Genomic DNA, 22,459 nt, shown 5'->3' on the forward strand with positions numbered 1-22,459 from the left:
CTGCGCGCCGCCCTGCTGATCAGGGTCAAGCGAACGTGAGTGGTTCCAGCTCAATCAGCCGGCAACGCCCGGTTGTACCAGTCACGGCTGCGGTTGATGCTGCGCACCAGCCAGAGCATGACCGGCACCTCGATCAATACGCCAACTACGGTCGCAAGGGCCGCGCCTGAATTGAAACCATAGAGCACGATGGCAACGGCAACCGCCAGTTCGAAGAAGTTCGAAGCACCGATCATCGCCGAAGGGCCGGCGACATCATGGCGAACCAGAAAGCGACGGTTGAGCCAATAGCCGAGCCCGGCGATGAACAGTGTTTGCAACAGGATCGGTACCGCAAGCATCGCGATGATCAACGGCTGAGCAACGATCGCTTCGCCCTGGAAGGAGAAAAGAAGCACCAGGGTTGCCAGCAGCGCCACGATGGAAAACGGTTGGACCTTCGCCAGTGCCGCTTGGAAGGCCTTTTCACCGCGTTTCATCAGCCGGCCGCGAATGAATTGGGCAATGGCCAGTGGAATGACGATGTACATCACCACCGAGAGCAGCAGGGTGTCCCAGGGCACCGGGATCGAGGACACGCCGAGCAGCAGCGCGACGATTGGCGCAAAGGCGAACACCATCACCACGTCGTTGAGCGCCACCTGGGTCAGGGTGAAGTTGGCGTTGCCGTTACAGAGATTGCTCCAGACGAAGACCATCGCCGTGCACGGTGCGGCGCCGAGAAGGATCAGGCCAGCCATGTAGCTATCGAGCTCGGAAGCCGGGAGCCACGGCGCGAAGACATGCTTGATGAATACCCAGCCAAGCAGCGCCATGGTGAATGGCTTGACTGCCCAGTTGACGAACAGCGTTATGCCCATGCTCGCCCGCTGCGCGTAAACCTCGCGCAGTGCCGAGAAATCGATCTTCATCAGCATCGGGATGATCATCACCCAGATCAGCAGGCCGACCGGAATGTTCACATGGGCGATTTCCAGCGCGCCGACCGCTTGTGCGGCTGCGGGCAGTCCCAGACCGAGGAGGGTGCCGGCGACGATGCAGAGAAAGACCCAGAGCGTCAGATAACGCTCGAAGAATCCGAGCGGGACGCCGGCGGCTTTCTTGCCGGCCACTTCACATTGACTGGACATCGTTAATTACACCTTTTCGCATGATGATCGGGATTGCATCGGTGGTTGCTAGGGGCGCTGCAGGGACGTTGCGGCAAGTGCCTGAACGACCTCATCGACGGTACTTCGCGCCGTGCGGGTGACGCCGATCAGCGTGGCAGACGCCATGCCGGTCCAGTCGCCGTAGCCAACCAGCCATAGGTTGGGCTGCTTCACGACCCGGGTATCCTCTACCTGTATCTTGCCATCCGCCTCGACGACACCGAGTTCACGAAGATGATCCAAGGCTGGTCGAAAACCGGTGCACCAGATCACCGCGTCCAAGTCCGCAGAGCGCCCATCCGCGCACTCGACGCCCGTTTCGGTGAATCGCACAAATGGGGGTTCGGCTACCAAAACGCCGCGCTCGCGGGCTTCGCGCACCGGCGGCACCATGACGATGTCACCGAAGCCGCCGGCCGGCTCGTCGATGCTGCACCCCTCCTGCTGCGCCTTCCAGCGCGCGGTGGCGCGCTCGAACAGCACGCGGCCGTCGACGCCGTCGGGCAGAAAAGCAGGTGGCTCCTGGGTGATCCAGAGTGTTTCGCTGACACTGGATAGCTCGGCGAGGAGCTGCGCGCCGGAGTTACCGCCGCCTACCACCATCACCCGTTTACCTGCGAAGGGAGCGGGGTCACGGTAGTGCGCCGAGTGAATCTGCACACCCTGAAAAAACTCGCGCCCTTCATAAGGCGGAATGAAAGGCTTGCTCCAGGTGTCCGTCGCGCTGATGACTGCGCGAGCCAGCCACTGATGATCGCCTGCTTGCACACGCCAGAGATCGTCGAGGCGGCTGATCGTATCGACTCGAACCGGTCGCTGAATCGGAAATTGATAGCGGTCTTCGTAACGTCGCAAATAATCGATAACGTCGTTGCGCGTAGGATTGCCCAGCCCGGCCGGAGCAGGCATCGGCCAGCCAGCGATTGAACTCCAGGCGGCCGGTGAGAACAGCCGCAGCGAGTCCCAGGCATGCAGCCAGGCACCACCGGGGCCGGGCTGTTCATCCAACAGCAGATAGGACAGCGACGTGCGCCGCAGAAAGTACGCGGTCGTCAGGGCGGACTGTCCTGCACCAATGATGATGACATCAAGAACATTGGGTGCTGTCATCAAGCGGCTCCCGTATGTTGATATTCGTTCGAATAAATATATGCGATACGCAATATACGCCTCTTGCCCCGGCGCAACAAACTTGCCTATCTACAGCGCGCTGTAGATAGGTGGCCGAGCTCAAGGATGCTTTACTTGCTTATACGCTAAGCAATATATTCGCCCAGGCATATCTTATGGGGAACGGCTTCATGGCCTACAAATCGCGTGTCCTGTTCGTCTGCGTCGCTAACTCGGCACGCTCTCAGCTCGCCGAGGCGTTGCTTCGGCATACCGACTCGGATCACTTCGAGGCGTTCAGTGCAGGCACAGCACCGACCGAGGTCGATGCGCGCGCCCTGGCGGCGCTCGAGCAACTCGGCGTGCCGACCGCGGGTTTGCGTAGCAAATCGCTGACGGAACTGGAAGAGCAGCAGTTCGATTTCGTGATCACCCTCTGTGACAAGTCATCGCTGGAGTGCCACGCGCTGCCTGGCGCGGGTGAGTACATCGCCTGGAACTTCGAAGACCCTGCCAGCAGCGACCAGCCGGATGCCTACCGGCACACGCTTCACGAGATACATGAGCGGATCAAGATGTTCGTGTTGGTCAAGAACAAGCGCTGAGAAGATATCAATGGTCGAGCACCTGACACCTACCACTGTATTCAAATGCCTGGCAGACGAGACTCGCGTGCGGGTTGCATTGCTAATCGCCCGTGAGGGAGAGCTGTGTGTATGCGAGCTGACCTGTGCGCTGGATGAAAGCCAGCCGAAGATCTCGCGGCATCTGGCGCTGCTGCGCGGCTGCGGAATACTGGAAGATCGCCGTCAGGGCCAATGGGTGTATTACCGGCTCCATCCGCACCTGCCTGACTGGGTGACCGACATGCTGCAGCCGATCCTGGCCGCGAACAAGAACTGGTTGAGCGACAACGTGCAGCGCCTCGAAAGCATGCGCAACCGCCCCGAACGCGCCAGTTCATGTGCCTGAAGCAAGGATGACTATGAAGATTCTCTTTCTCTGCACCGCGAACAGTTGCCGCAGCATTCTGGCCGAGGCGCTGTTCAATCACCTTGCGCCGGTCGGCATGCGCGCGTTCAGCGCCGGCAGCGAGCCAAGAGGCGAAATCAATCCACTGACGCTTGAGGCGCTGGCGCGGACCGGCATTGCGGCTGATGGCTTGTATAGCAAGAGCAGCGATGCGCATCAGGCGCTGAATCCCGACTTCGTCATTACCGTCTGCGACAAGGCCGCTGGCGAAGCGTGCCCGGTGCATTTCGGCCCCGCCACCAAGGCGCACTGGGGACTTGTCGATCCTTCCGAGAGCGTCGGTAGTCCCGACGAAATCGAGGCGGCGTTCGATGCCACGCTGGCCAAGCTCAAGCTACGTTTTACCGCGTTTCTAGCGCTACCGCTCGCACAACTGGATGCCGCTACGCTGAGAACCGAGCTGGCGCGCATCGGCACACTTTGAACCTTGCAGGACATGCCTAATGAACGACGATCTGCCCAATATCGACCCAGATCTGCTGGATATGCCTGACCTGGACAAGCTTGCTCTGCCGGCAGGTCCAGAACACAGGCCACGCATCCTGCTGCTCTATGGCTCTAACCGGGAGCGCTCCTACAGTCGCCTGCTGGTACAGGAAGCTGCGCGCCTGCTCGAGCGTTTCGGCGCGGAGACGCGCATCTTCAATCCATCCGGATTGCCGCTGCCGGACGATGCGCCTGATAGCCACCCGAAGGTGCAGGAACTGCGCGAGCTGATGCAGTGGTCGGAGGGCCAGGTGTGGTGCTCGCCGGAACGGCATGGCTCGATGAGCGCGGTATTCAAGGCCCAGATCGACTGGGTGCCGCTGGCCATGGGCGCGGTGCGGCCGACCCAGGGCAAGACGCTGGCGATCATGCAGGTCAGCGGCGGCTCGCAGTCGTTCAACGCCCTGAACCAGATGCGGGTGCTGGGCCGCTGGATGCGTATGGTCACCATCCCCAACCAGTCCTCCGTGGCCAAGGCCTTTCTCGAATTCGACGACGCCGGCCGGATGAAGCCCTCGGCCTACTACGACCGCGTGGTGGATGTGATGGAGGAGCTGATCAAGTTCACCCTGCTGGTACGCGGTCGGGCCGACTACCTGGTCGATCGCTATTCGGAACGCAAGGAGTCAGCCGAAGCGCTGTCCCGTCGCGTCAATCAACGCTCCATCTGACTTCCAGGAATCGCCCGCGTGTCTCATCCCTACGACATCCTCGATGTGCCCGGCAGCGCCGGTCGGCTGATCTTCACACCGTGTCCCGGCAGCAAGGGAAGCAGCGTCGACGAGGCGCTGGCGACCCTGCAAGCGGCCGGCGCCGACGCGCTGATCACCTTGATGCCCGACGAAGAGCTGGCCCGCAACGAGGCGACGCAGCTGCCGCAACTCTGCACCGAGCGCGGCCTTGAATGGTTTCACCTGCCGGTGGCTGACGAACAGGTGCCGCTGGCGGACTTCGAACAGGCCTGGGAGCGATCGGCAGACCGTATCAATGAACTGCTGGATGCCGGCAAGCGCGTCGCCATTCACTGCAAGGGTGGCTCTGGTCGTACCGGACTGATCGCAGCGCGCATCCTGATAGACCGCGACGTGCCGCGCGCAACCGCTATCGCCAGCGTCCAGGCGTTGCGCCCCAAGGCTATCCAGCATCCGGCCCATGTCGGCTGGATCGAACGCTTCGGCGCATGACGGGCTTCGCATGCTGAATACGCTTGGCCTGTTCGTCATTACCGCGATAGCGGAGATCGTCGGCTGCTATCTGCCGTACCTCTGGCTGAAACAGGGCAAGAGTATCTGGTTGCTGCTGCCGGCTGCGCTTTCCCTCGCGCTGTTCGCCTGGCTGCTGTCGCTGCATCCCACCGCCGCCGGGCGCGTGTATGCGGCATATGGCGGCGTGTATGTCGGCGTGGCACTGGTCTGGCTGTGGCTGGTCGATGGCGTGCGCCCGACCTGGTGGGACCTGCTTGGCTGCGCCGTGGCGATGCTAGGCATGGCGATCATCATGTTTGCGCCACGAACTTCCTGATTCACCTTTCAAAAGCGAGTCATCCATGAGCATCAAAGTTGGCATCAACGGCTTCGGCCGCATCGGACGTCTGGCACTGCGCGCGGCATGGGATTGGCCAGAGCTGGACTTCGTGCAGATCAACGATCCCGCTGGCGACGCGGCGACCCATGCGCATCTGCTGAACTTCGATTCCATCCACGGACGTTGGCAGCGCGAAGCGAGCGCCGATGGCGACTGCCTGGTGATCGACGGCCAGCGAATAAAGGTCAGCGCCAACAAGGCGATCAGTGAAACCGACTGGTCGGGCTGCGATCTGGTCATCGAGGCCAGCGGCAAGATGAAGACCGTGGCGGTGCTGCAGCAGTATCTGGAGCAGGGCGTCAAACGCGTGGTGGTCAGCGCGCCGGTGAAGGAGCCGGGCGCACTGAACATCGTCATGGGCGTCAACGATGGGCTGTTCGATCCGGCGCAGCATCGCATCGTCACCGCAGCGTCCTGCACCACCAACTGCCTGGCGCCGGTGGTTAAGGTGATCCATGAGCAGCTCGGCATCCGCCACGGCTCGATCACCACCATCCATGACCTGACCAATACCCAGAGCATTCTTGATCAGCCGCACAAGGACTTGCGCCGCGCCCGCGCCTCGGGCATGAGCCTGATTCCCACGACCACGGGATCGGCCACGGCGATCGCCGAAATCTTCCCGGAGCTGCGCGGCAAGCTGAACGGCCATGCCGTGCGGGTGCCGCTGGCCAATGCCTCGCTGACCGATTGCGTGTTCGAAGTGGAGCGCGCTACCGATGCCGCCGAGGTGAACCGGCTGCTCAAGGCCGCGGCAGAGGGCGAGCTGAAGGGCATCCTCGGGTATGAGGAACGACCACTGGTTTCCATCGATTACCGCACCGACCCCCGCTCGTCGATCATCGATGCGCTGTCGACCATGGTCGTCAACGGCACTCAGGTGAAGATCTACGCCTGGTACGACAACGAATGGGGCTATGCCAACCGCACCGTGGAACTGGCGCGCATGGTGGGGCTGGCAGGGTGAGATGCCGCTGAGTGGCGTTCGCTGAGAGCGGTGCGGGCTATGGAAGAACGGCAGGGTGGCGGGCTGAAGCCCACCCTACGGCAAATCCGTGACTCGACGCCCCCGACTCTCGGCATGCCACGCCATAGCTCCTCGCCAATCTAGCTACGCAATGCACCTGCTCAATCAATCCGGAACCGACCATGCAAGCCCTTGCCCGACTGTCCCCCGCGGTGCGCCAGTACCTGATCGTCACCGGTAACTACTGGGCGTTCACGCTTACCGATGGCGCGCTGCGCATGCTGGTAGTGCTGCATTTCCATTCGCTGGGCTACACGCCACTGCAGATAGCGGCGCTGTTTCTGTTCTACGAGGTGTTCGGTGTCGTCACCAATCTGATTGGCGGCTATCTCGGCGCTCGACTCGGCCTGAACCGGACGATGAACCTCGGCCTGGCGATGCAGGTCGTGGCGCTGTTGATGCTCACCGTGCCTGCGGCGTGGCTGACTGTGCCTTGGGTGATGGGTGCGCAGGCGTTGTCCGGTATCGCCAAGGACCTGAACAAGATGTCGGCCAAGAGCTCGATCAAGCTCCTGGTACCCGACAGCCAGCAGGGCACGCTGTACAAGTGGGTGGCCATCCTCACCGGCTCGAAGAATGCGCTCAAGGGCGTGGGATTTTTCCTCGGTGGCGCACTGCTGACGCTGCTGGGATTCGCCGGCGCGGTCCTGGCGATGGCTGCGGTGCTAGCCGTGATCTGGATCAGCAGCCTGGTCCTGTTGAAAAAGGATCTTGGCAAGGCGAAGGCCAAACCAAAGTTCAAGGACATCCTCTCCAAAAGCCAGGCAATCAACGTGCTGTCGGCCGCGCGGCTGTTTCTCTTCGGGGCTCGCGATGTCTGGTTCGTCATCGCGCTACCGGTGTACCTGAGCACCGTCTTCGGCTGGAATTTCTGGATGGTCGGCGGCTTTCTGGCCTGCTGGATCATCGGCTACGGCATCGTCCAGTCGATGGCGCCGGCCATTACCGGCAAGCGCAGCGGCAAGGTACCGGATGGACGTGCGGCCTTCATCTGGGCCGCGCTGCTGGCGGCGCTACCCGCGGCAATCGCTGTGGGCCTGACAACTGATGCATCGCCCCAATGGGTGCTGATCGGCGGGCTGCTGCTATTCGGTGCGCTGTTCGCGGTGAATTCCTCGCTGCATAGCTACCTGATTGTCAGCTATGCCAAGGAAGACGGCGTCTCTCTGGACGTGGGCTTCTACTACATGTCCAACGCCATGGGCCGCCTGATCGGTACCCTGCTCTCAGGCTGGGTATTCCAGGCCTATGGGTTGCAGGCTTGCCTGTGGGTGTCTTCTCTCTTCGTACTGCTCGCCGCGATTATCTCGCTGCAGCTGCCGCGTCATACGCAATAACTGAGTAGGGAAGGTCGAGCGCGAACGCCCGACCTGTATCGCTCAGTAGGTGTACTGCAGTTGTGCCCAGAGTTTCTCGGTGTCCACCGAATAGTCATCCGCGTCGTAGCCGGCGTACTTGACCGTTGCGACCAGCCCTTTGACCAGCGGGATGGCGCGGCTGTAACCGATGTTGATCTCTTCCCCGTACTGCTCGCTGCCGCGTTCGGCGCGGAAATCGTGGTACCAGGCCTGCAGCGTGCCGCCGAAGAGCGGTAGTGTGCCCCCCAGGTAAACGTCCTGCACACCGTCCGCCGGCGTCAGGAGGAAGGTATCGGCCCAGCCCTGAAAGGCGTGCTTGGTGGCCAAAGGCGTCTGGAAGGCGCGATTGCCCGGCCCCGAGTCGCCGCCCAGTACTTCCACGCCCGCTTTCAAAGTCGCACCCTTGAGGGCATAGCCCAGCTCGGCCAGGTAGTACTCGCTGCTCAGCTCCTGAGGATTGCCGGCGTAGTCCTGCTGGCGAGCATATTCAAGCGCATAGCTGATGCCGTGGAGGCCACCATTCAGACGCAGACCTGTGGTTTTGCTGGACAGGGTGCCGAGCGCAGCGGCGGGTGCAGTGGCGATGTTGTCCAGTCCCAGCAGATAGCTGTAGGCGGTGGCCGTCAGCTCCGGTGAGTGCGCGTAGCGGGCGTTGAACAGATGGCTGTGGCCTTCGATATTGGCCGGGTTGGCGCGATTGTCGAAGCGGTTGTCGCCCGGGCCGAAGATTGTGTTGATGTTATCGATGTAGGCGTAAGTCAGCGTCAGCTTGTCGAGCGGTTGCAGCTGGCCCAGCACGCCGTCGTAGGTTTGTTCGTTCTGCCGCCAACCGACGCCACCGACGAAGCGCTGGTTGTCCAGATTGATGCGCTGGCGGCCAGCAATAGCGCTGCCGAACGCATGGTCGTAGCGCAACAGCGCCTGGTTGATCTCGCTGCCGTCAGGGTCCGGCACTGCCGAGTAGTCGGTTTGGCCGTTGCGGGTGCTGTTGTAGGCGGCATCACCCAATCGACTTACGTTGTCTGCTTCGACCAGAGCCGACAAGCCGTACCACTTGCCGGTCTGAAAGCCGACGCGAGTGCGCAGCGTCTGGGCGTTGGCGTGCTTGAGTGCGTTGTCCTGATCGACGTGCTCGTAGCGATAGCGCAGGTCCAGAATCGGCTTAGCGTCGGTGAATATGGTGCTGAAGTTTTCCTGGGCAAAAACCGCCGGACTGCATAGCAGGCCGGCGCTCAGCAGGTAGGAGGTCAGGTGATGTGGATGCAGGTTCTTCATGTGCCGCTCCTTGGTTGACATCGGAGCGAACGATAGGCTGCTTACTATTTTTGCCATTGACAGCCGTCAAGGCTGTAAAAATGCCTCTGGAAAGCACCTCACGGCCCGTTCCAGAGTCAGCCAGGGGTATCTCTAGCTATGTGCTGCGGCTTTCAGCATGCCGATATCATGTGCCGCTCGCCGAATCAGCGCGGCAGCGTTCGGAGCGGACTTATCCTGACCGCTCCGGCGCTCGCGGCGCCAATGCGCCATTGGCTGAAGTGCGCTGATATCTGATCGGGTAACCAGTTCTTCGAGTGATCGCTTGCTCATGTTCGCGTCCTCACATTGTGAGTTCGGTGGAGCGTCCTTGCGCCATGGGGAGTCCATGAGCAGACAATGCGCGATGATTGTTACAGTGGTTTGGCAACAGGGCCGAACCGGATAGTCGGTGCAGAGAGGAGGGTAGCTACCGCATCTGGGTGCAATCAGACTTCGGCAATGACGCTGACGCTGGTAATACCGGCGTTCCAGATCATCTCGTAATGTGCGGTCTGGATAATGGACAGTACGCGTCTTGGCGTTAGAAGAGCCCAGCAATGCTGGCCCGGATTTCGTACCGAGTGATAACGCAACCCGGGAAATCCACCCTGTCTGACCAGGCGACCGAACTGGCGAGAGTGGGTGTAATCATCAGCGTCGTAGATCGGTTCCGACATCGGCACACTCGTGGCGTCCAGCAGCCCAGCCTCGTTGAACTGACATGACAGCCCGCGGAAAACGAACCGCTCGAAGTTCAGACCTTCGACATTCGACCAGTATTGCTCTTGGTGATGCCTGACCTCTGCTAGCGCCGTTTCCATGCTGTCGGCCAAATACAGCACGCCGTAGCTGCCATCGCTGAAGCGAGAACCCGCAGGATTGACGTGGGTGAATGGCGCCGTGGCGTAGGAGCAGCCCGGAATGCCAAACGGTATTTCTGATCGCGGGATCAACTCGAGACGGCCAGTCTCGTTATGCAACCTCGGATTAGTCAGCGCCTGAAGTTGATAGAGAATCTCGAACTCCTCGGCGTCGGCTACATCATCGAACAGATCGATGGGCGGAAACTTGGAGTTGACCAGCCGATAGGCCTGACAACGGGCATCGGCCCGCACGGGAAGCCCTTTCGGCACTACCACTGCGCGCCTCGCAAACTATCGATGCGACGGAACGACTCGTACAGGGAAATCATGTCGCCCTGAGCCATCACTTCCAGCGGCGATCGTCCATTGAAGAATTCGTTGTGATTGGGCATTGCCGCAAAGCCGTAAGTATTCTCCGGGTTATCGAACATCAGCCGCAGTGCCGCATGGATATTGAGAATAAAACTGACGCGCTGCATCTGGTCCGGATCCAGACTGACCGACCAATCGGTATTCCGCAGTTTGGCGCGTGCATGTGTACTGCGGGAAATACGCAGTATCCGACAGGCCTGTTCGGTAGACGCCTGCCATTTTTCAAGAATGTTCACCGCAGTACGAAGGCCGGCGGCGCACTGGTCTTTGGTAAACGCGGGTGCCTGAAGAGTCGCAGTCATGGCAATTGCTCGATTGATTCCATGGACTCAGCATAGCACTATATGTATCTGCAGATACATATACGCGCGCACTATCTTTCTGGACATTGATAAGAGCAACAGCGCGTTGCGGTAAGTTCGATATGAACGTCAGCCAACAACCAAGCAGTAAATTGCGTTCAATGGATTTGACGTTCGCCAGGCGCTGCGGCCGTAACAGGAACGCTCGCGCCAATTGCAAAAATGAACAAATGCGCAAATGGCAGAACGGATATTGGAAGGCTGAAAGCCTTGAAAAGACTGGTGCCCGGAGCGGGGGTCGAACCCGCATACCCTTTCGGATGAGAGATTTTAAGTCTCTTGCGTATACCAATTTCGCCATCCGGGCGGAGGCTGTGTAGCAGTGTGCCGATGGGGAATCGGCGGCGCAGGACTATAGCGAGCCTCCGTGCACCACGCAACCCGAACGGCGTCTCTTACGTGACCTCAGTGTTGGATGCTGGCGAAAACTGCCACCAGCTCGGCAGCAGACGGCCTATCTGCGGCCGGCCGAAGCGGTCGTCGATCAGATGCACGACGCCCTCGTCGCTCTGTGTGCGGATAACCCGGCCCGCGGCCTGCACGACTTTCTGCAGCCCTGGGTAGAGGTAGGTGTAGTCGTAACCCAGGCCGCGGCCGAACAGCTGATCCAGGCGTGTCTTGAACTGCTCATTGACCGGATTGACCTGGGGCAGGCCCAAGGTGGCGATAAAGGCCCCGATCAAGCGGTTGCCCGGCAGGTCGATGCCTTCGGCAAATGCGCCACCGAGCACGGCAAAACCGACACCCTTGCTGTGCTCGGTGAATCGGTCGAGAAATGCACTGCGGGCCGCTTCCTGCATACCGCGAGTCTGCTCCCAGAAGGGCACATCCGGATACTGCTCGCGTAGCAGCGCGGTCACCTGCTGCAGGTAATCGAAGCTGCTGAAGAACGCCAGGTAGTTGCCGGCTCGCTCGTGATATTGCCGGGCGATGAGCTCGACCACGGCACCCAGTGAGGCTTGACGGTGCTGATAGCGGGTCGAGACGTGATCGGCCAGGCACACCCGCAGCTGATCGGCCTGGAACGGTGATTCGACCTCGATCCAGGCGCTACCCGTGGGCAGGCCCAACATATCGGCATGGAACCGGCGCGGGTTCAGCGTGGCCGAGAACAGCACCGTCGAACGAGCCTGCTTCAACCGTGGCGCGAGGAAGGGCGCTGGAACCACATTGCGCAGGCACAGCATCGACCGCTTGGTCTTGCCGCGGCCAATTGCGGGTAACAGGCTGATATCGAACAACGAGTGCTCACCGAACAGTTCAGCGACCCGGCAGAAATGCATGGCATCGAAATAGGCCCGTTGCAGCTCTGCATCCAGCCCGCCGGGTTGTTCGCCAAGATAATCGGTGACGGCGCTGACAGCCTGTTGCAGCGCGCCGAGCAGTTTGAGCGGCAGCTCGGACTGCACCTGATAATCCACCAGCTGCTCGCGATGCAGGTCGTTCCAGCAGCGCTGTACTCGGCCCAGTGGGCGTTTCAATGGCGCCGGTGCCTTGCTGCCGAGACCGGCGAAGGCCCGCTGATCGAGCTCAGCGCTATACATGCCGCGCGCGCGTTCGAGCAGGTTGTGCGCTTCGTCCACCAGCACGCTGACACGCCAGTCGTTGTTGAGCGCCAGGCCGTAGAGCAGGGCGCTGATGTCGAAATAGTAGTTGTAGTCGCCGACCACGGCGTCCGCCCAGCGCGCCAGCTCCTGGCTGAGGTAATAGGGGCAGACCTGATGGGCGAGGGCGACCTCGCGCAGGGCCGCTTGATCGAGCATGCTTTGCTGCAGTGCCGCTGCTCTGGCTGCAGGCAAACGATCATAGAAGCCTTTCGCCAACGGGCAGGATTCACCGTGGCAGGCCTTGTCCGGGTGCTCGCAGGCCTTGTCACGCGCGATCAGTTCGAGCACACGCAATTCACCCGCACCGTTGCGCTGTAGCGTTTGCAGTGCATCCAGCGCCAGGCGGCGGCCGGAGGTCTTGGCAGCGAGAAAGAACAGCTTGTCGAGCTGCTGGCCGGGAAACGCCTTGAGTTGCGGAAACAGCGTGCCCAGGGTCTTGCCGATACCGGTCGGCGCTTGCGCCATGAGCGTGGTGCCGGTACAGGCTGCCTTGTACACCGCCTCGGCGAGTTGCCGCTGGCCGGTACGAAATTCGTCGTGGGGAAAGCGCAGGGCGGAAAGTGCCTGGTCGCGCGCGGCGCGGTGGGCCATTTCCTGTGCGGCCCAGTCGAGAAACGCCTGACACTGGGTCTCGAAGAATGCGCGTAGCTGCGCTGCGGCGTGGCGCTCGACGAACTGCGTTTCCTTGTGGCTGGCGACGTCGAAATAGACCAGTGCCAGCTCGACCTCGTCGAGCTGGCGTGTCTGGCACAATAGCCAGCCGTATATCCTCGCCTGCGCCCAGTGCAACTGCCGATGGTTGGCCGGCTGACGTTCCAGATCACCGCGGAAGGTCTTGATTTCCTCCAGGCGGTTCCGCGCCGGGTCGTAGCCATCGGCGCGGCCGCGCACCGTGAGTTTTCCGTATTGGCCCTCCAGAGCCACTTCACGTTCGTAGCCCTCGCCGCGCCTAGCGGTGACCTGGGCGTGGCCGGCGATACCCTCTAGCGCGGTGGGCGAGGGCGTGAAGCGCAGGTCCAGATCGCCAACCTTGGCGGTGAACTCGCAGAGTGCGCGCACCGCGACCCGATAGCTCACGCCACGACCTCGGCCCACTGCACGTGACAGACTGCGATAGGCAGGCCGTGCTGATGGGCGTAATCGATCCAGCGCTTCTGGTTGTCCTGCAGGCGATCGCCCGGGCCTTTCACCTCGATCATCCGGTAGCGGCGTTCTTCGGGCCACAGCTGGATGAGGTCCGGCAGGCCAGTGCGATTGCCGCAAACATCAGCGAGGATGCGCTGAAACATCAGCTTCAGATGCGCGGCGGGAATGCACGCCAGAGCATGGGTCAGCAGCTCCTCGTCGAGCAGCCCCCAGGTGACGAACGCGTTATGTATGCCGAGCTTTGCCTGAAAGGTGCGCCAGATGCAGTCGCGGTAGTCGTCACTGTCCAGACAGGCCAGGCAGGCAGCAAACAGATCGGCGCGCCGTTGTTGAAAATCCGCACGATTCAGATCAGCCGGCGCCCAGTGGAAAGGGTGGAAGAACGCACCGGGAAGCGGTGCGAAGATCGCGTCCCAACAAAGCAGGCCGAACAACGAGCCGACCAGGGCATTCTCGACGTAGTAGACGGGCGCGTCTGGCGTCGACAGGTGCTCGCGCACCGCATGCTCGACGCTACAGCCGGCCCGGGGCAGGACCAGATCGAGCTGCTCCGGCTTGCGGCTGAGTGAGCGCATCGTAGGAAAGTCAAGGCTGCGCTGCAGGCGCGGCTTGATTCGCTGCAGTTGCTGCAGCTCGTGCTCACTCTGCGGCGCAGCCTGCGCCTGATCTAGCAGCTCCAGCGCTGCTGCAGGCTGGCCACAGCGTTCGAGCACACGAATCGCTCGCTCGCGAGCACCGGGATAGCCATTGGAGGCATGCAGACGCAGGGCTTCTGCCAGGTCACCGATGCGCTCGAACTGTTGGGCGATACGCAGCAGCAGCTTGCCGCGGCGACTCTCCAGCCAGGCGTTGGCATAAGGCACCTCGGGCACGTCGGCCAGCACATCGCTCAATGGCTCGCCGGTATCGAAACGCTCGCGGCAACGATGTAGATGCAGATAGGCATCCAGCTCGGTGCGACAGTTGAAGGCACGTGAGCTGGGCGAGAAGACGACCTGCTCGTAACGATAGATGCCAAGGTCAGCCAGAACGAACTCCGACCAGTCCTGATGGATGTTGCCGAAGAACAGCAAACGCAGGCGCTCACACAGATCGTCTATGCATAACGCGAATACAGCGTCTTCGATCTGGCTGCACCACGCCTGAAACGGCCTGGCCATCTGGTGGGCGGCGCGCAGCTTCTCCAGCAGTTCGGCCTTGCGCAGGCTGGCTGATGCAGGCGCCCCAAACACCTGCAGCAGCTCGCCTTTGGTCAGCAAAGCGAACAGCTGCTCGAGCGTCAGGGCCGAAGATGCATCGACCCACCCCTGATCGATCAATGGCTCGACTGCGTGCCGCGAACAGCCAATCTCCGGATAGCGCAGCTTGCTTGCCCGAAACAGCATGCCCTTGCGCATGACCATGCGTACCAGCAGTGCCTGGGAAGGCTGCGGTAGCAGGGCAAAACGATCAATAAACGCCAGCTCGGTCTCATCCAGCAGATCACTGTGGTGACGGCTCACCCAGGCCAGAACCTGTTGGAAGTTTTCGAGGTAGTAGAAGGGATTTTCCAGAGCCTGACGCATTGCACATCCCGCTGCAGCTGGGGCGCGCGCGGCCCACTCAAAGACTGGCTATTTATACAGCTTGAGCGGCATTTGGCAATTGTCCGGTGATAAGCGGAAGCCTCACGGACAACAGCAGGCGGCTGAGCGCCGCCTGTTGTGGAAGTCGCGAGCTCAGACCGTGCGCGAAAAACGACCGCGCTGCTCGCCGCCGAGGTAGGCGTCGAACGCCATGGCGACATTGCGCATCATCAGCTGCCCCTGCGGCAGCAGGACCAGTGCGTCGTCGTGCAGCTCGACCAGGCCATCGGCAACCGGTTCGGCAAGCTTTGCCAGCGAATCGGCGAAATATTCCCGGAAATCGATGCCATGTTTCTGTTCGATCTGGCGGTAGTCGACGCGGCTATGGCACATCAGCGAAACGATCACGTCACGGCGCAGGCAGTCGTCGTCGCTCAGTTTGTAGCCGCGGTGCACAGGTAGCATGCCGTCGTTGAGCCGCGCGTAGTATTGCGAAAGCTCCTTGACGTTCTGGCTGTAGCTGTCGGCGACCTTGCCTATGGAGGAAATGCCCAGGCCGATCAGGTCGCAATCGGCATGGGTCGAATAACCCTGGAAGTTGCGTTGCAGCGTGCCGTTGGCACGCGCCAGGGCCAGCTCATCTTCCGGCAGGGAGAAGTGATCCATACCGATATAGATGTAGCCGGCGGCGGTAAGGCGCTGGATGGTCAACTCCAGCAGCTCGAGCTTGCGCTCCGGCGGCGGCATGTCCTCTGGGCGAATCAGCTTCTGCGCTCGCACCAGCTCAGGCAGGTGGGCGTAGCTGTAAGCCGCGATGCGATCGGGGCGGATGTCGATGATCTTGTCCAGCGTGGTGTCGAAGCTGGCCACCGTCTGCAGCGGCAAGCCGTAAATCAAGTCGACGCTGATGGACTTGAATTGCGCATCACGCGCGGCCTGTACCAGCTCGCGGGTCTGCTCTTCGGTCTGGATGCGATTGACGGCGATCTGCACCTGCTCGTCAAAATCCTGCACGCCGAAACTCAGCCGGTTGAAGCCCAGTTTGCGCAGACCGTGAATCTGCTCAGGCGTGACGGTGCGCGGGTCGACTTCCAGCGAGAACTCGTGGTTGTCGCTGTCATCCATGTTGAACGCCTGATGCAGGCTCGCCATCAGGTCGGCCAGCTGCTCGCTGGTGAAGTAGGTAGGTGTGCCACCGCCGAGGTGCAGCTGAGTGAGCTTGCGCGAACGATCGAAGAGTTCGCCCTGCATGGCGATTTCGCGCTTGAGATACTCAAGGTACTCGACCGCGCGATCGGTCTTGTGGGTGATGATCTTGTTGCAAGCGCAGTAGTAGCAAAGGCTCTTGCAGAACGGGATATGGATGTACACCGACAGCGGCTTGGGCGTTTGCGCCTGATTGCTGCGTGCGGCGGCGGCACGGTAATCATCCTGGGCGAAGGCCTGGTGGAACTGCGGGGCAGTGGGGTAGGAGGTGTAGCGCGGACCGGGACGGTCGTATTTCTCGACCAGGGCGCGGTCGAAGCTCGGCAGTTGGTCCATGTTCGTTGTCACCTAAGGTTGAATTCGGAGTCATGCGCGGAATGCGGTGTCACCTCTTGGATGTCCGCCTCCGGCAGGTCATGGGCGCGGATTATGGACGATTCGCTTCTTCGCGCCGACTGTCTCAGATCAAGAATAGCGCCCCGGCGGCACTCCAAACCGCACCGTTTGGCGATTCGAAGTGCGCACGGGGCGCGGCCGTGGAGGCAACGCCGTGGTGGTCAGAGCTTGAACTGGCCGACCAGGCGATTCAGCTCAGTCGCCAGACGCACCAATTCGTCGCTGATCTCCGAGGTCTGCGTTGCGTCGGCGGACGTGGTATCGGCAATACGGCTAATGGTCGAGATATTGCGATTGATCTCTTCGGCAACCGAGCTTTGCTGCTCGGCGGCCGTTGCGATCTGGGTGTTCATCTCGTTGATGGTGCCGACCTCGCCGGCGATCAAGCCGAGGCTTTGTGCAGCTTTCTCGACGCATTCCGATCCCGAGCGGGCACGCAATTGTGCCTCCTTCATCGCCTGGACCGCATTGCGTACGCCGCTTTGCAGTTGCTCGATCATCGCCTGGATTTCTTCGGTGGATTTCTGTGTGCGCGAGGCTAGCGTGCGCACCTCATCGGCAACCACCGCAAATCCGCGACCCTGTTCGCCAGCCCGTGCGGCTTCGATCGCTGCGTTCAGGGCGAGCAGGTTGGTCTGCTCGGCGATGCCATTGATCACGCCGAGCACCATGTCGATGCTGGCGCTGTCGCTTTCGACGCGCTGGATGACCTGAGCCGCCTTCTCGATTTCGGCGATCAGCACTTCGATACCGTCGAGTGCCTCGGTGGCAACCTTCACGCCGGCCTTGGATTCACTGTCCGCGCCTGCAGACGCAGTAGCAGTCTGGCTGGCGTTACGTGCGACTTCCTGCACGGTTGCACTCATCTCGTTCATCGCCGAGGCGACCATGTCGGTTTCGCTGCGCTGCTCGTTGACGGCAGACAGCGTCTTCTCCGCTACATGGGAAACCCTTTCCGATACGTCGCTCAGTTGACGAGTGACTCCTGTGACTGCTTCCAGGCTATGGCGGAACTTGCCAATCATGTGATTGAAGGCATCGCCCATTGCACCGATCTCATCCTTCGCCCCTACGGCAACGCTACGGCTGAGGTCTTCATCTTTAGCCATGGAGTCCATGGTGTGGCGCATGGCATTGATACGACGGATGATCACATGGCGCACGGTCATGCACATGACGACCACGCCGATGACCAGCAGCAGCAACTGAATCCCCGCACTGATAAGGATGTTGCGGTCGACTTCCTCATCAAGAGCCTTTAGGTCATAGCTGATGCGCACGGCTCCCATGACTGCATTCTCGGCGCTTTGGTGACAGGTCAGGCAGTTGGTGCCGCGGTAGTCCGCATGAGCAAGAATTGGATTGATGACTGTGAGCACACGGCTGCCATCGCGCTTTTCTACCTCAATGATCTCTTCCCCGCTCAGTGCACGGCGGTCCAGAGCATCGGCGGGGGCCTGGTGGTCATAGCCGGGGCCGAATACCTTTGTGATTTCGTCGCTGCGGATGATGCGCGCATCAATGACGCCTGGTCGTGCAAGGATTTTGTTCCGCAGCACCTCTCGCTGGGCCATGGTGCCAGTGAGCATCATGGTGTTGATGCTATCGAAATAGGAGTCGGCGGCATCCTTGGTCTGCTGCTCGACAACCTGCAGCACAAGTCGCTTCTCCGTGCTGGCCGCGAAAAACAGCGAGGCGGACATGATCGCAACCAGCACCAGTACGAGCGCCAGATTGATCTTTGTCTGTACGGACATTTGTCGAGAGGCAGAACTGTTGTTCATGGGTTTCCTTAGTACTACTGCCACACGGAGGTAGCGGTCATTACGCACTCGTTTTTACGGGTTCTCTTCGACGCAGCGGCAAGCCGGACAATCTGAAAGTCATATCGGCGGGCCAAACGAATTCTTGAAGTCATCGCGAATGATAGCCATGCGCCATTATTTGGACGGGCCATGGTATGGCTTTCCAGCAGAGGAAGATCGCCATTGGCGACCAATAACAGCGCTATCACCGGTTTTACTGATTTAGGTCAGTAACGCTTACACCTTTCGGGTACGAAGACTGCTATCAAAGCGTAATAGCCAATTGGCAGAGTTATGTATCTATAGTTGTGCGTCATTTTCGAAGCATGAATCCACGGTAGTGCCGGCATAGCTTTACAGAATGACGAAGCCCGATTAGCGTTGCGGCGCCGTCTGAGCGAAGTTGTGCGGCAGGCATATTTTCTGCATTCGTCCGTTGCGCTTGCTGCGAACCCCTGTGGAAAAAGATGGTCGTAGGCTCTACGCCGGCAAGACCGGGCAACACTGCAAGGCAGCTGCTGTTTTCGATGGCAGTGCATCGACTGGAACCTTTATTTCAAGGACTCACATGATCAAGAAATGCCTTTTTCCCGCTGCCGGATATGGCACACGTTTTCTTCCTGCAACCAAAGCCATGCCCAAGGAAATGCTGCCGGTGGTGAACAAGCCCCTGATTCAGTACGGGGTTGAAGAGGCACTGGCGGCTGGACTGAACCAGATCGCGATCGTTACCGGACGTGGCAAGCGTTCGCTGGAAGACCATTTCGACATCAGCTACGAGCTGGAACATCAGATCCGCAACACCGACAAGGAAAAGTACCTGGTCGGTATTCGCCGCCTGATCGACGAATGCAGCTTCTCCTACACCCGCCAGGTGGAGATGAAAGGCCTCGGCCACGCTATTCTCAGCGGTCGCCCGCTGATCGGCGACGAACCTTTCGCCGTGGTGCTCGCGGATGACCTGTGCATCAACCTGGACGGCGACCCAGTACTGGCCCAGATGGTCAAGCTTTACAACCAGTTCCGTTGCTCGATCGTGGCGATCCAGGAAGTCCCGCCGGAAGAGACCAGCAAGTACGGCGTAATCGCCGGCGAGATGATCCGCGACGACATCTTCCGCGTGAGTCACATGGTCGAGAAACCCAAGCCGGAAGACGCGCCTTCTAACCTGGCGATCATTGGCCGTTACATTCTCACCCCGGACATCTTCGATCTGATCGAACAGACCGAGCCGGGCAAGGGCGGCGAAATCCAGATCACCGACGCGCTGATGCGTCAGGCTCAAGATGGTTGCGTACTGGCGTACAAGTTCAAGGGCCAGCGCTTCGACTGTGGTAGCGCCGAAGGCTACATCGCAGCGACCAACTTCTGCTACGAGCACTTCTACCTCACCGGAAAGGCGTTCTGACACTTGGAATCTGATGGGTCTTCCGCAGGGCGAGCTTCACACCGCTTCGCTACCTGATGCGGGAAAAGGGCCTGCCCTGCGGACCAGGATCCTTACAAAAGCCACCTTCGGGTGGCTTTTGCGTTTCAAGGGGAGGGTATGTCCTCGGCGCCAGGCCCGAGTGGTTGTCCGTAACTGAACTCGACATAGTTGCCCGCCGGGTCACGCAAACCACAGTAGTAGCCTACTGGGTAAGGCTCGTCGCGCGGCTCCCATATCAGACAGCCGGCCCTGCGCGCCATGTTGGCAATCGCATCCACTTCCTCCCGGCTAGCCAGCGCAAAGCCGAAATGGCTGTAGTCATCCGCCGCCAGCGATCGATCCTTGCCGCCGGGCATGATTACGAATATGAACTCACGCTCTTTCCCAGGCTCCGCCATCCAGACGATGCGCGAACCCTTTCCTGCACGCTCGTGAAACACATGCATGCCACAGAATCGTGCATAGAATTCGATACAAGCTTCCAAATCCGGCACGTGCAGAGCCAAATGGGTGAGGGTAGGGCGCATGTGGCACTCCTTCGGTGAATCAGGCCGAAAGCCTGGGTTATGCTGTTCGCTACACAAGGAGACAACATTACATGGCTTACGACTTCGATCTATTCGTCATTGGCGCAGGTTCCGGTGGCGTGCGTGCTGCGCGCTTCGCCGCAGGTTTTGGTGCAAAGGTGGCAGTCGCAGAAAGCCGTTACCTAGGCGGAACCTGCGTTAACGTCGGTTGTGTGCCGAAAAAATTGCTGGTCTACGGCGCCCATTACGCCGAGGACATTGGCCAGGCCCAGGGTTACGGCTGGACCATCGACGGCGCGACCTTCGACTGGAAAACCCTGATCGCCAACAAGGACCGAGAAATCCAGCGACTGAACGGCATCTACCGCAGCATTCTGGTGGATAGCGGCGTGACCCTGATACAAGCGCATGCGCGCCTGGTCGATGCCCATACCGTCGAAGTCGAGGGCAAGCAGTACACCGCCGAGCACATCCTGATCGCTACCGGGGGCTGGCCCCATGTGCCGGCGATTCCGGGGCGTGAACACGCCACCACATCCAATGAAGCTTTCTATCTCGAATCCCTACCGCGCCGTGTGCTGGTGGTCGGTGGGGGCTATATTGCGGTCGAATTTGCCTCGATCTTCCATGGCTGCGGTGCCGATACCAAGCTGCTCTATCGCGGTGAGCTGTTCCTGCGTGGTTTCGACGGATCGCTTCGCGACCACCTGAAGGACGAGATGATCAAGAAGGGCGTGGATCTGCAGTTCAATGCCAACATCGTGCACATCGACAAACAGGCTGACGGTAGCCTGCTCGCCACGCTGGAAAACGGTCGAACGCTGGAAGCAGACTGCATCTTTTACGCGACGGGCCGTCGCCCAATGCTCGACAACCTGGGGCTGGACCAGACCGGGGTAGCGCTGGATGCCCGAGGTTTCATTGCTGTCGACGATGAATACCGCACGTCGGTGTCTTCGATCCTGGCGATCGGCGATGTGATCGGTCGCGTGCAGTTGACACCTGTCGCACTTGCCGAGGGCATGGCCGTCGCGCGGCGGCTATTCAAGCCCGAGCAGTATCGCAAGGTCGATTACACGACCATCCCGACCGCGGTGTTCAGCCTGCCGAACATGGCGACCGTCGGACTGACCGAGGAAGAAGCTCGCGAGCAGGGTTACAAGGTGACGATCTTCGAAAGCCGTTTCCGTCCGATGAAGCTCACCATGACCGATAGCCTCGAACGGAGCCTGATGAAACTCGTGGTGGATTCCGAGACCGACCGTGTTCTGGGTTGCCACATGGCCGGGCCGGATGCCGGCGAGATCATGCAGGGGCTGGGCGTAGCGCTAAAGGCTGGTGCAACCAAGCAAGTGTTCGACGACACGCTGGGCATTCACCCAACCGCCGCCGAAGAATTCGTCACTATGCGAACGCCCGCAGCGATCTGAAGACGGGAAGGGCGCACCGACCCAAGCGGCGCGCCTAATGACTCAGTGATGATGCCCTGACGCAGCACCGCTGGCAGCCGGGGCATCGACTTCAATGCTGACTTCAGTGGTGATCTCTCCGCCATTTTCGAACTGCAGCGTAACAGGGAAGCTTTCGCCAGCCACCAGCGGCTGCTTGAGCCCAAATAGCATCACATGGTTGCCACCCGGCTTGAACTCCACCTTGCCACCAGCAGGTACGTCGACCGCTTCAATCCGCTGCATCTTCATCATGTCGCCCTGATGTACGTGGGTATGCAGCTCGGTTTTTTCAGCACGCGAAGTCTGCGCGCCGACTAAACGCTGCGGCTGCTCACCGCGATTTTCCAGAACGAAATACACCGCACCGGTTGGCGCGCTGGGAGGCATCGCACGCGACCATGCCTGGCTGACTGCCAGATCACCTGTAGCGGCTTGCACCGGGGCGTGGTCGTGATTGTGATCCTGCGCAACAGCAGGTAGACAGAGCGCTACAAGAGTACTGGCGGCCAATAAGCGAAGCAGCATGAGAAAACTCCAGTTCCGTTTAGATGCCGTCATATTACGCCGCTGCAGGCTTGCAACGCGACGCGGCGTAACGCGACATTGGATTGAGAGGTTACGCAGCTGAGTGTTGGCAGTCACCACACTAGAAGCTAATCAGGTCTTGGCAAAGAATTCGAAGCTGC

Annotated in this window: 21 protein-coding genes, 1 tRNA gene and 2 pseudogenes; 10 read left to right on the forward strand and 14 right to left on the reverse strand. The window is 60.4% G+C overall.

All coding sequences use genetic code 11. From position 1 onward, the window contains the following. Nucleotides 1-50 precede the first annotated feature (50 nt). Together arsB and AAEZ08_RS01985 are read right to left on the reverse strand one after the other, a co-directional pair. Nucleotides 51-1,130 (reverse strand): ACR3 family arsenite efflux transporter, encoded by a 1,080-nt coding sequence (gene arsB / locus AAEZ08_RS01980; RefSeq protein WP_500123599.1) that lies wholly within the window; start codon nucleotides 1,128-1,130, stop codon nucleotides 51-53. A gap of 48 nt (nucleotides 1,131-1,178) precedes the next feature. Beyond that, nucleotides 1,179-2,261, reverse strand: a complete 1,083-nt coding sequence (locus AAEZ08_RS01985; protein ID WP_500123600.1) for an ArsO family NAD(P)H-dependent flavin-containing monooxygenase — start codon at nucleotides 2,259-2,261, stop codon at nucleotides 1,179-1,181. Between the two features lie 191 nt (nucleotides 2,262-2,452). Between AAEZ08_RS01985 and AAEZ08_RS01990 the strand changes: the two genes are divergently transcribed. The 8 genes from AAEZ08_RS01990 to arsJ all read left to right on the forward strand — a co-directional run bounded on the left by AAEZ08_RS01990 (nucleotide 2,453) and on the right by arsJ (nucleotide 7,727). Further along, complete coding sequence (locus AAEZ08_RS01990; RefSeq protein ID WP_374365752.1) at nucleotides 2,453-2,866, forward strand: arsenate reductase ArsC; 414 nt, start codon at nucleotides 2,453-2,455, stop codon at nucleotides 2,864-2,866. A gap of 10 nt (nucleotides 2,867-2,876) precedes the next feature. Further along, the gene (locus AAEZ08_RS01995) at nucleotides 2,877-3,233 is read left to right on the forward strand and encodes a metalloregulator ArsR/SmtB family transcription factor (protein WP_003284962.1); all 357 of its coding nucleotides are present in this window, start codon (nucleotides 2,877-2,879) and stop codon (nucleotides 3,231-3,233) included. A 13-nt stretch (nucleotides 3,234-3,246) separates the two neighbouring features. Further along, nucleotides 3,247-3,717 carry an arsenate reductase ArsC gene (locus AAEZ08_RS02000; RefSeq protein WP_500123601.1) on the forward strand — a complete coding sequence of 157 codons (471 nt, stop codon included), beginning with the start codon at nucleotides 3,247-3,249 and terminating at the stop codon, nucleotides 3,715-3,717. Nucleotides 3,718-3,736: 19 nt separating this feature from the next. Beyond that, nucleotides 3,737-4,450 carry an arsenical resistance protein ArsH gene (arsH, locus tag AAEZ08_RS02005; protein WP_058065875.1) on the forward strand — a complete coding sequence of 238 codons (714 nt, stop codon included), beginning with the start codon at nucleotides 3,737-3,739 and terminating at the stop codon, nucleotides 4,448-4,450. 18 nt (nucleotides 4,451-4,468) lie between these two features. After that, nucleotides 4,469-4,963, forward strand: coding sequence for a cyclin-dependent kinase inhibitor 3 family protein (locus tag AAEZ08_RS02010; protein ID WP_500123602.1), 495 nt, complete (start codon nucleotides 4,469-4,471; stop codon nucleotides 4,961-4,963). Between the two features lie 10 nt (nucleotides 4,964-4,973). Further along, nucleotides 4,974-5,300: a YnfA family protein gene (locus AAEZ08_RS02015; RefSeq protein WP_003284967.1), complete on the forward strand. Its 327-nt coding sequence runs from the start codon at nucleotides 4,974-4,976 to the stop codon at nucleotides 5,298-5,300. A gap of 25 nt (nucleotides 5,301-5,325) precedes the next feature. Next, nucleotides 5,326-6,330, forward strand: coding sequence for an ArsJ-associated glyceraldehyde-3-phosphate dehydrogenase (locus tag AAEZ08_RS02020; RefSeq protein ID WP_058065873.1), 1,005 nt, complete (start codon nucleotides 5,326-5,328; stop codon nucleotides 6,328-6,330). Nucleotides 6,331-6,512: 182 nt separating this feature from the next. Then, nucleotides 6,513-7,727, forward strand: a complete 1,215-nt coding sequence (gene arsJ / locus AAEZ08_RS02025; RefSeq protein WP_230357285.1) for an organoarsenical effux MFS transporter ArsJ — start codon at nucleotides 6,513-6,515, stop codon at nucleotides 7,725-7,727. Nucleotides 7,728-7,769: 42 nt separating this feature from the next. Here arsJ and AAEZ08_RS02030 read toward each other — a convergent pair whose 3' ends face one another. From AAEZ08_RS02030 to AAEZ08_RS02075, 10 genes and pseudogenes are all read right to left on the reverse strand, one after another. After that, complete coding sequence (locus AAEZ08_RS02030; protein ID WP_003284974.1) at nucleotides 7,770-9,023, reverse strand: alginate export family protein; 1,254 nt, start codon at nucleotides 9,021-9,023, stop codon at nucleotides 7,770-7,772. A 132-nt stretch (nucleotides 9,024-9,155) separates the two neighbouring features. Beyond that, complete coding sequence (locus tag AAEZ08_RS02035; RefSeq protein ID WP_082644028.1) at nucleotides 9,156-9,335, reverse strand: hypothetical protein; 180 nt, start codon at nucleotides 9,333-9,335, stop codon at nucleotides 9,156-9,158. 155 nt (nucleotides 9,336-9,490) lie between these two features. After that, complete coding sequence (locus AAEZ08_RS02040) at nucleotides 9,491-10,177, reverse strand: RES family NAD+ phosphorylase (RefSeq protein ID WP_058065870.1); 687 nt, start codon at nucleotides 10,175-10,177, stop codon at nucleotides 9,491-9,493. Continuing rightward, complete coding sequence (locus AAEZ08_RS02045; RefSeq protein ID WP_003284978.1) at nucleotides 10,177-10,581, reverse strand: hypothetical protein; 405 nt, start codon at nucleotides 10,579-10,581, stop codon at nucleotides 10,177-10,179. The genes AAEZ08_RS02040 and AAEZ08_RS02045 overlap by 1 nt, the downstream gene beginning before the upstream one ends. A gap of 280 nt (nucleotides 10,582-10,861) precedes the next feature. After that, a tRNA-Leu gene (locus AAEZ08_RS02050) sits at nucleotides 10,862-10,948 on the reverse strand. Nucleotides 10,949-11,036: 88 nt separating this feature from the next. Continuing rightward, entirely contained in the window at nucleotides 11,037-13,325 is a 2,289-nt protein-coding gene (locus AAEZ08_RS02055; protein ID WP_500123604.1) for a helicase C-terminal domain-containing protein, read from the reverse strand. After that, nucleotides 13,322-14,959 carry a VRR-NUC domain-containing protein gene (locus AAEZ08_RS02060; protein WP_500123605.1) on the reverse strand — a complete coding sequence of 546 codons (1,638 nt, stop codon included), beginning with the start codon at nucleotides 14,957-14,959 and terminating at the stop codon, nucleotides 13,322-13,324. The genes AAEZ08_RS02055 and AAEZ08_RS02060 overlap by 4 nt, the downstream gene beginning before the upstream one ends. A 153-nt stretch (nucleotides 14,960-15,112) precedes the next feature. Continuing rightward, nucleotides 15,113-16,501 carry an oxygen-independent coproporphyrinogen III oxidase gene (hemN, locus tag AAEZ08_RS02065; RefSeq protein ID WP_500123606.1) on the reverse strand — a complete coding sequence of 463 codons (1,389 nt, stop codon included), beginning with the start codon at nucleotides 16,499-16,501 and terminating at the stop codon, nucleotides 15,113-15,115. 221 nt (nucleotides 16,502-16,722) lie between these two features. After that, a pseudogene (locus tag AAEZ08_RS02070) lies at nucleotides 16,723-17,247 on the reverse strand (methyl-accepting chemotaxis protein); the annotation flags it as partial. 339 nt (nucleotides 17,248-17,586) lie between these two features. Continuing rightward, nucleotides 17,587-18,345, reverse strand: a pseudogene (locus AAEZ08_RS02075) (HAMP domain-containing protein); the annotation flags it as partial. A gap of 589 nt (nucleotides 18,346-18,934) precedes the next feature. On the opposite strand from AAEZ08_RS02075, the gene galU reads away from it, so the two are divergent. Then, the gene (gene galU, locus AAEZ08_RS02080) at nucleotides 18,935-19,774 is read left to right on the forward strand and encodes a UTP--glucose-1-phosphate uridylyltransferase GalU (RefSeq protein ID WP_003284985.1); all 840 of its coding nucleotides are present in this window, start codon (nucleotides 18,935-18,937) and stop codon (nucleotides 19,772-19,774) included. A 125-nt stretch (nucleotides 19,775-19,899) separates the two neighbouring features. Here the strand turns inward: galU and AAEZ08_RS02085 are convergent, their stop codons facing one another. Then, a complete protein-coding gene (locus AAEZ08_RS02085; RefSeq protein WP_003284986.1) occupies nucleotides 19,900-20,322 on the reverse strand; it encodes a VOC family protein in 423 nt (140 codons plus the stop codon). A gap of 71 nt (nucleotides 20,323-20,393) precedes the next feature. Between AAEZ08_RS02085 and gorA the strand changes: the two genes are divergently transcribed. Further along, complete coding sequence (gene gorA / locus AAEZ08_RS02090) at nucleotides 20,394-21,752, forward strand: glutathione-disulfide reductase (RefSeq protein WP_003284987.1); 1,359 nt, start codon at nucleotides 20,394-20,396, stop codon at nucleotides 21,750-21,752. A gap of 42 nt (nucleotides 21,753-21,794) precedes the next feature. On the opposite strand, the gene AAEZ08_RS02095 is transcribed toward gorA, so the two are convergent. Beyond that, nucleotides 21,795-22,298 (reverse strand): copper chaperone PCu(A)C, encoded by a 504-nt coding sequence (locus AAEZ08_RS02095; protein ID WP_427701952.1) that lies wholly within the window; start codon nucleotides 22,296-22,298, stop codon nucleotides 21,795-21,797. Nucleotides 22,299-22,459: the final 161 nt, after the last annotated feature.

Origin of the sequence: Pseudomonas sp. E45-MNA-CIBAN-0222, from assembly GCF_040310405.1 — a bacterium.
GTDB lineage: Bacteria > Pseudomonadota > Gammaproteobacteria > Pseudomonadales > Pseudomonadaceae > Stutzerimonas > Stutzerimonas stutzeri_AC.

Coding starts and splice junctions, on each gene's coding strand:
- arsB (WP_500123599.1), bottom strand. CDS start 1,130: ATGTCCAGTCAATGTGAAGTGGCCGGCAAGAAAGCCGCCGGCGTCCCG.
- AAEZ08_RS01985 (WP_500123600.1), bottom strand. CDS start 2,261: ATGACAGCACCCAATGTTCTTGATGTCATCATCATTGGTGCAGGACAG.
- AAEZ08_RS01990 (WP_374365752.1), top strand. CDS start 2,453: ATGGCCTACAAATCGCGTGTCCTGTTCGTCTGCGTCGCTAACTCGGCA.
- AAEZ08_RS01995 (WP_003284962.1), top strand. CDS start 2,877: ATGGTCGAGCACCTGACACCTACCACTGTATTCAAATGCCTGGCAGAC.
- AAEZ08_RS02000 (WP_500123601.1), top strand. CDS start 3,247: ATGAAGATTCTCTTTCTCTGCACCGCGAACAGTTGCCGCAGCATTCTG.
- arsH (WP_058065875.1), top strand. CDS start 3,737: ATGAACGACGATCTGCCCAATATCGACCCAGATCTGCTGGATATGCCT.
- AAEZ08_RS02015 (WP_003284967.1), top strand. CDS start 4,974: ATGCTGAATACGCTTGGCCTGTTCGTCATTACCGCGATAGCGGAGATC.
- AAEZ08_RS02020 (WP_058065873.1), top strand. CDS start 5,326: ATGAGCATCAAAGTTGGCATCAACGGCTTCGGCCGCATCGGACGTCTG.
- arsJ (WP_230357285.1), top strand. CDS start 6,513: ATGCAAGCCCTTGCCCGACTGTCCCCCGCGGTGCGCCAGTACCTGATC.
- AAEZ08_RS02030 (WP_003284974.1), bottom strand. CDS start 9,023: ATGAAGAACCTGCATCCACATCACCTGACCTCCTACCTGCTGAGCGCC.
- AAEZ08_RS02035 (WP_082644028.1), bottom strand. CDS start 9,335: ATGAGCAAGCGATCACTCGAAGAACTGGTTACCCGATCAGATATCAGC.
- AAEZ08_RS02045 (WP_003284978.1), bottom strand. CDS start 10,581: ATGACTGCGACTCTTCAGGCACCCGCGTTTACCAAAGACCAGTGCGCC.
- AAEZ08_RS02060 (WP_500123605.1), bottom strand. CDS start 14,959: ATGCGTCAGGCTCTGGAAAATCCCTTCTACTACCTCGAAAACTTCCAA.
- hemN (WP_500123606.1), bottom strand. CDS start 16,501: ATGGACCAACTGCCGAGCTTCGACCGCGCCCTGGTCGAGAAATACGAC.
- galU (WP_003284985.1), top strand. CDS start 18,935: ATGATCAAGAAATGCCTTTTTCCCGCTGCCGGATATGGCACACGTTTT.
- AAEZ08_RS02085 (WP_003284986.1), bottom strand. CDS start 20,322: ATGCGCCCTACCCTCACCCATTTGGCTCTGCACGTGCCGGATTTGGAA.
- gorA (WP_003284987.1), top strand. CDS start 20,394: ATGGCTTACGACTTCGATCTATTCGTCATTGGCGCAGGTTCCGGTGGC.
- AAEZ08_RS02095 (WP_427701952.1), bottom strand. CDS start 22,298: ATGCTGCTTCGCTTATTGGCCGCCAGTACTCTTGTAGCGCTCTGTCTA.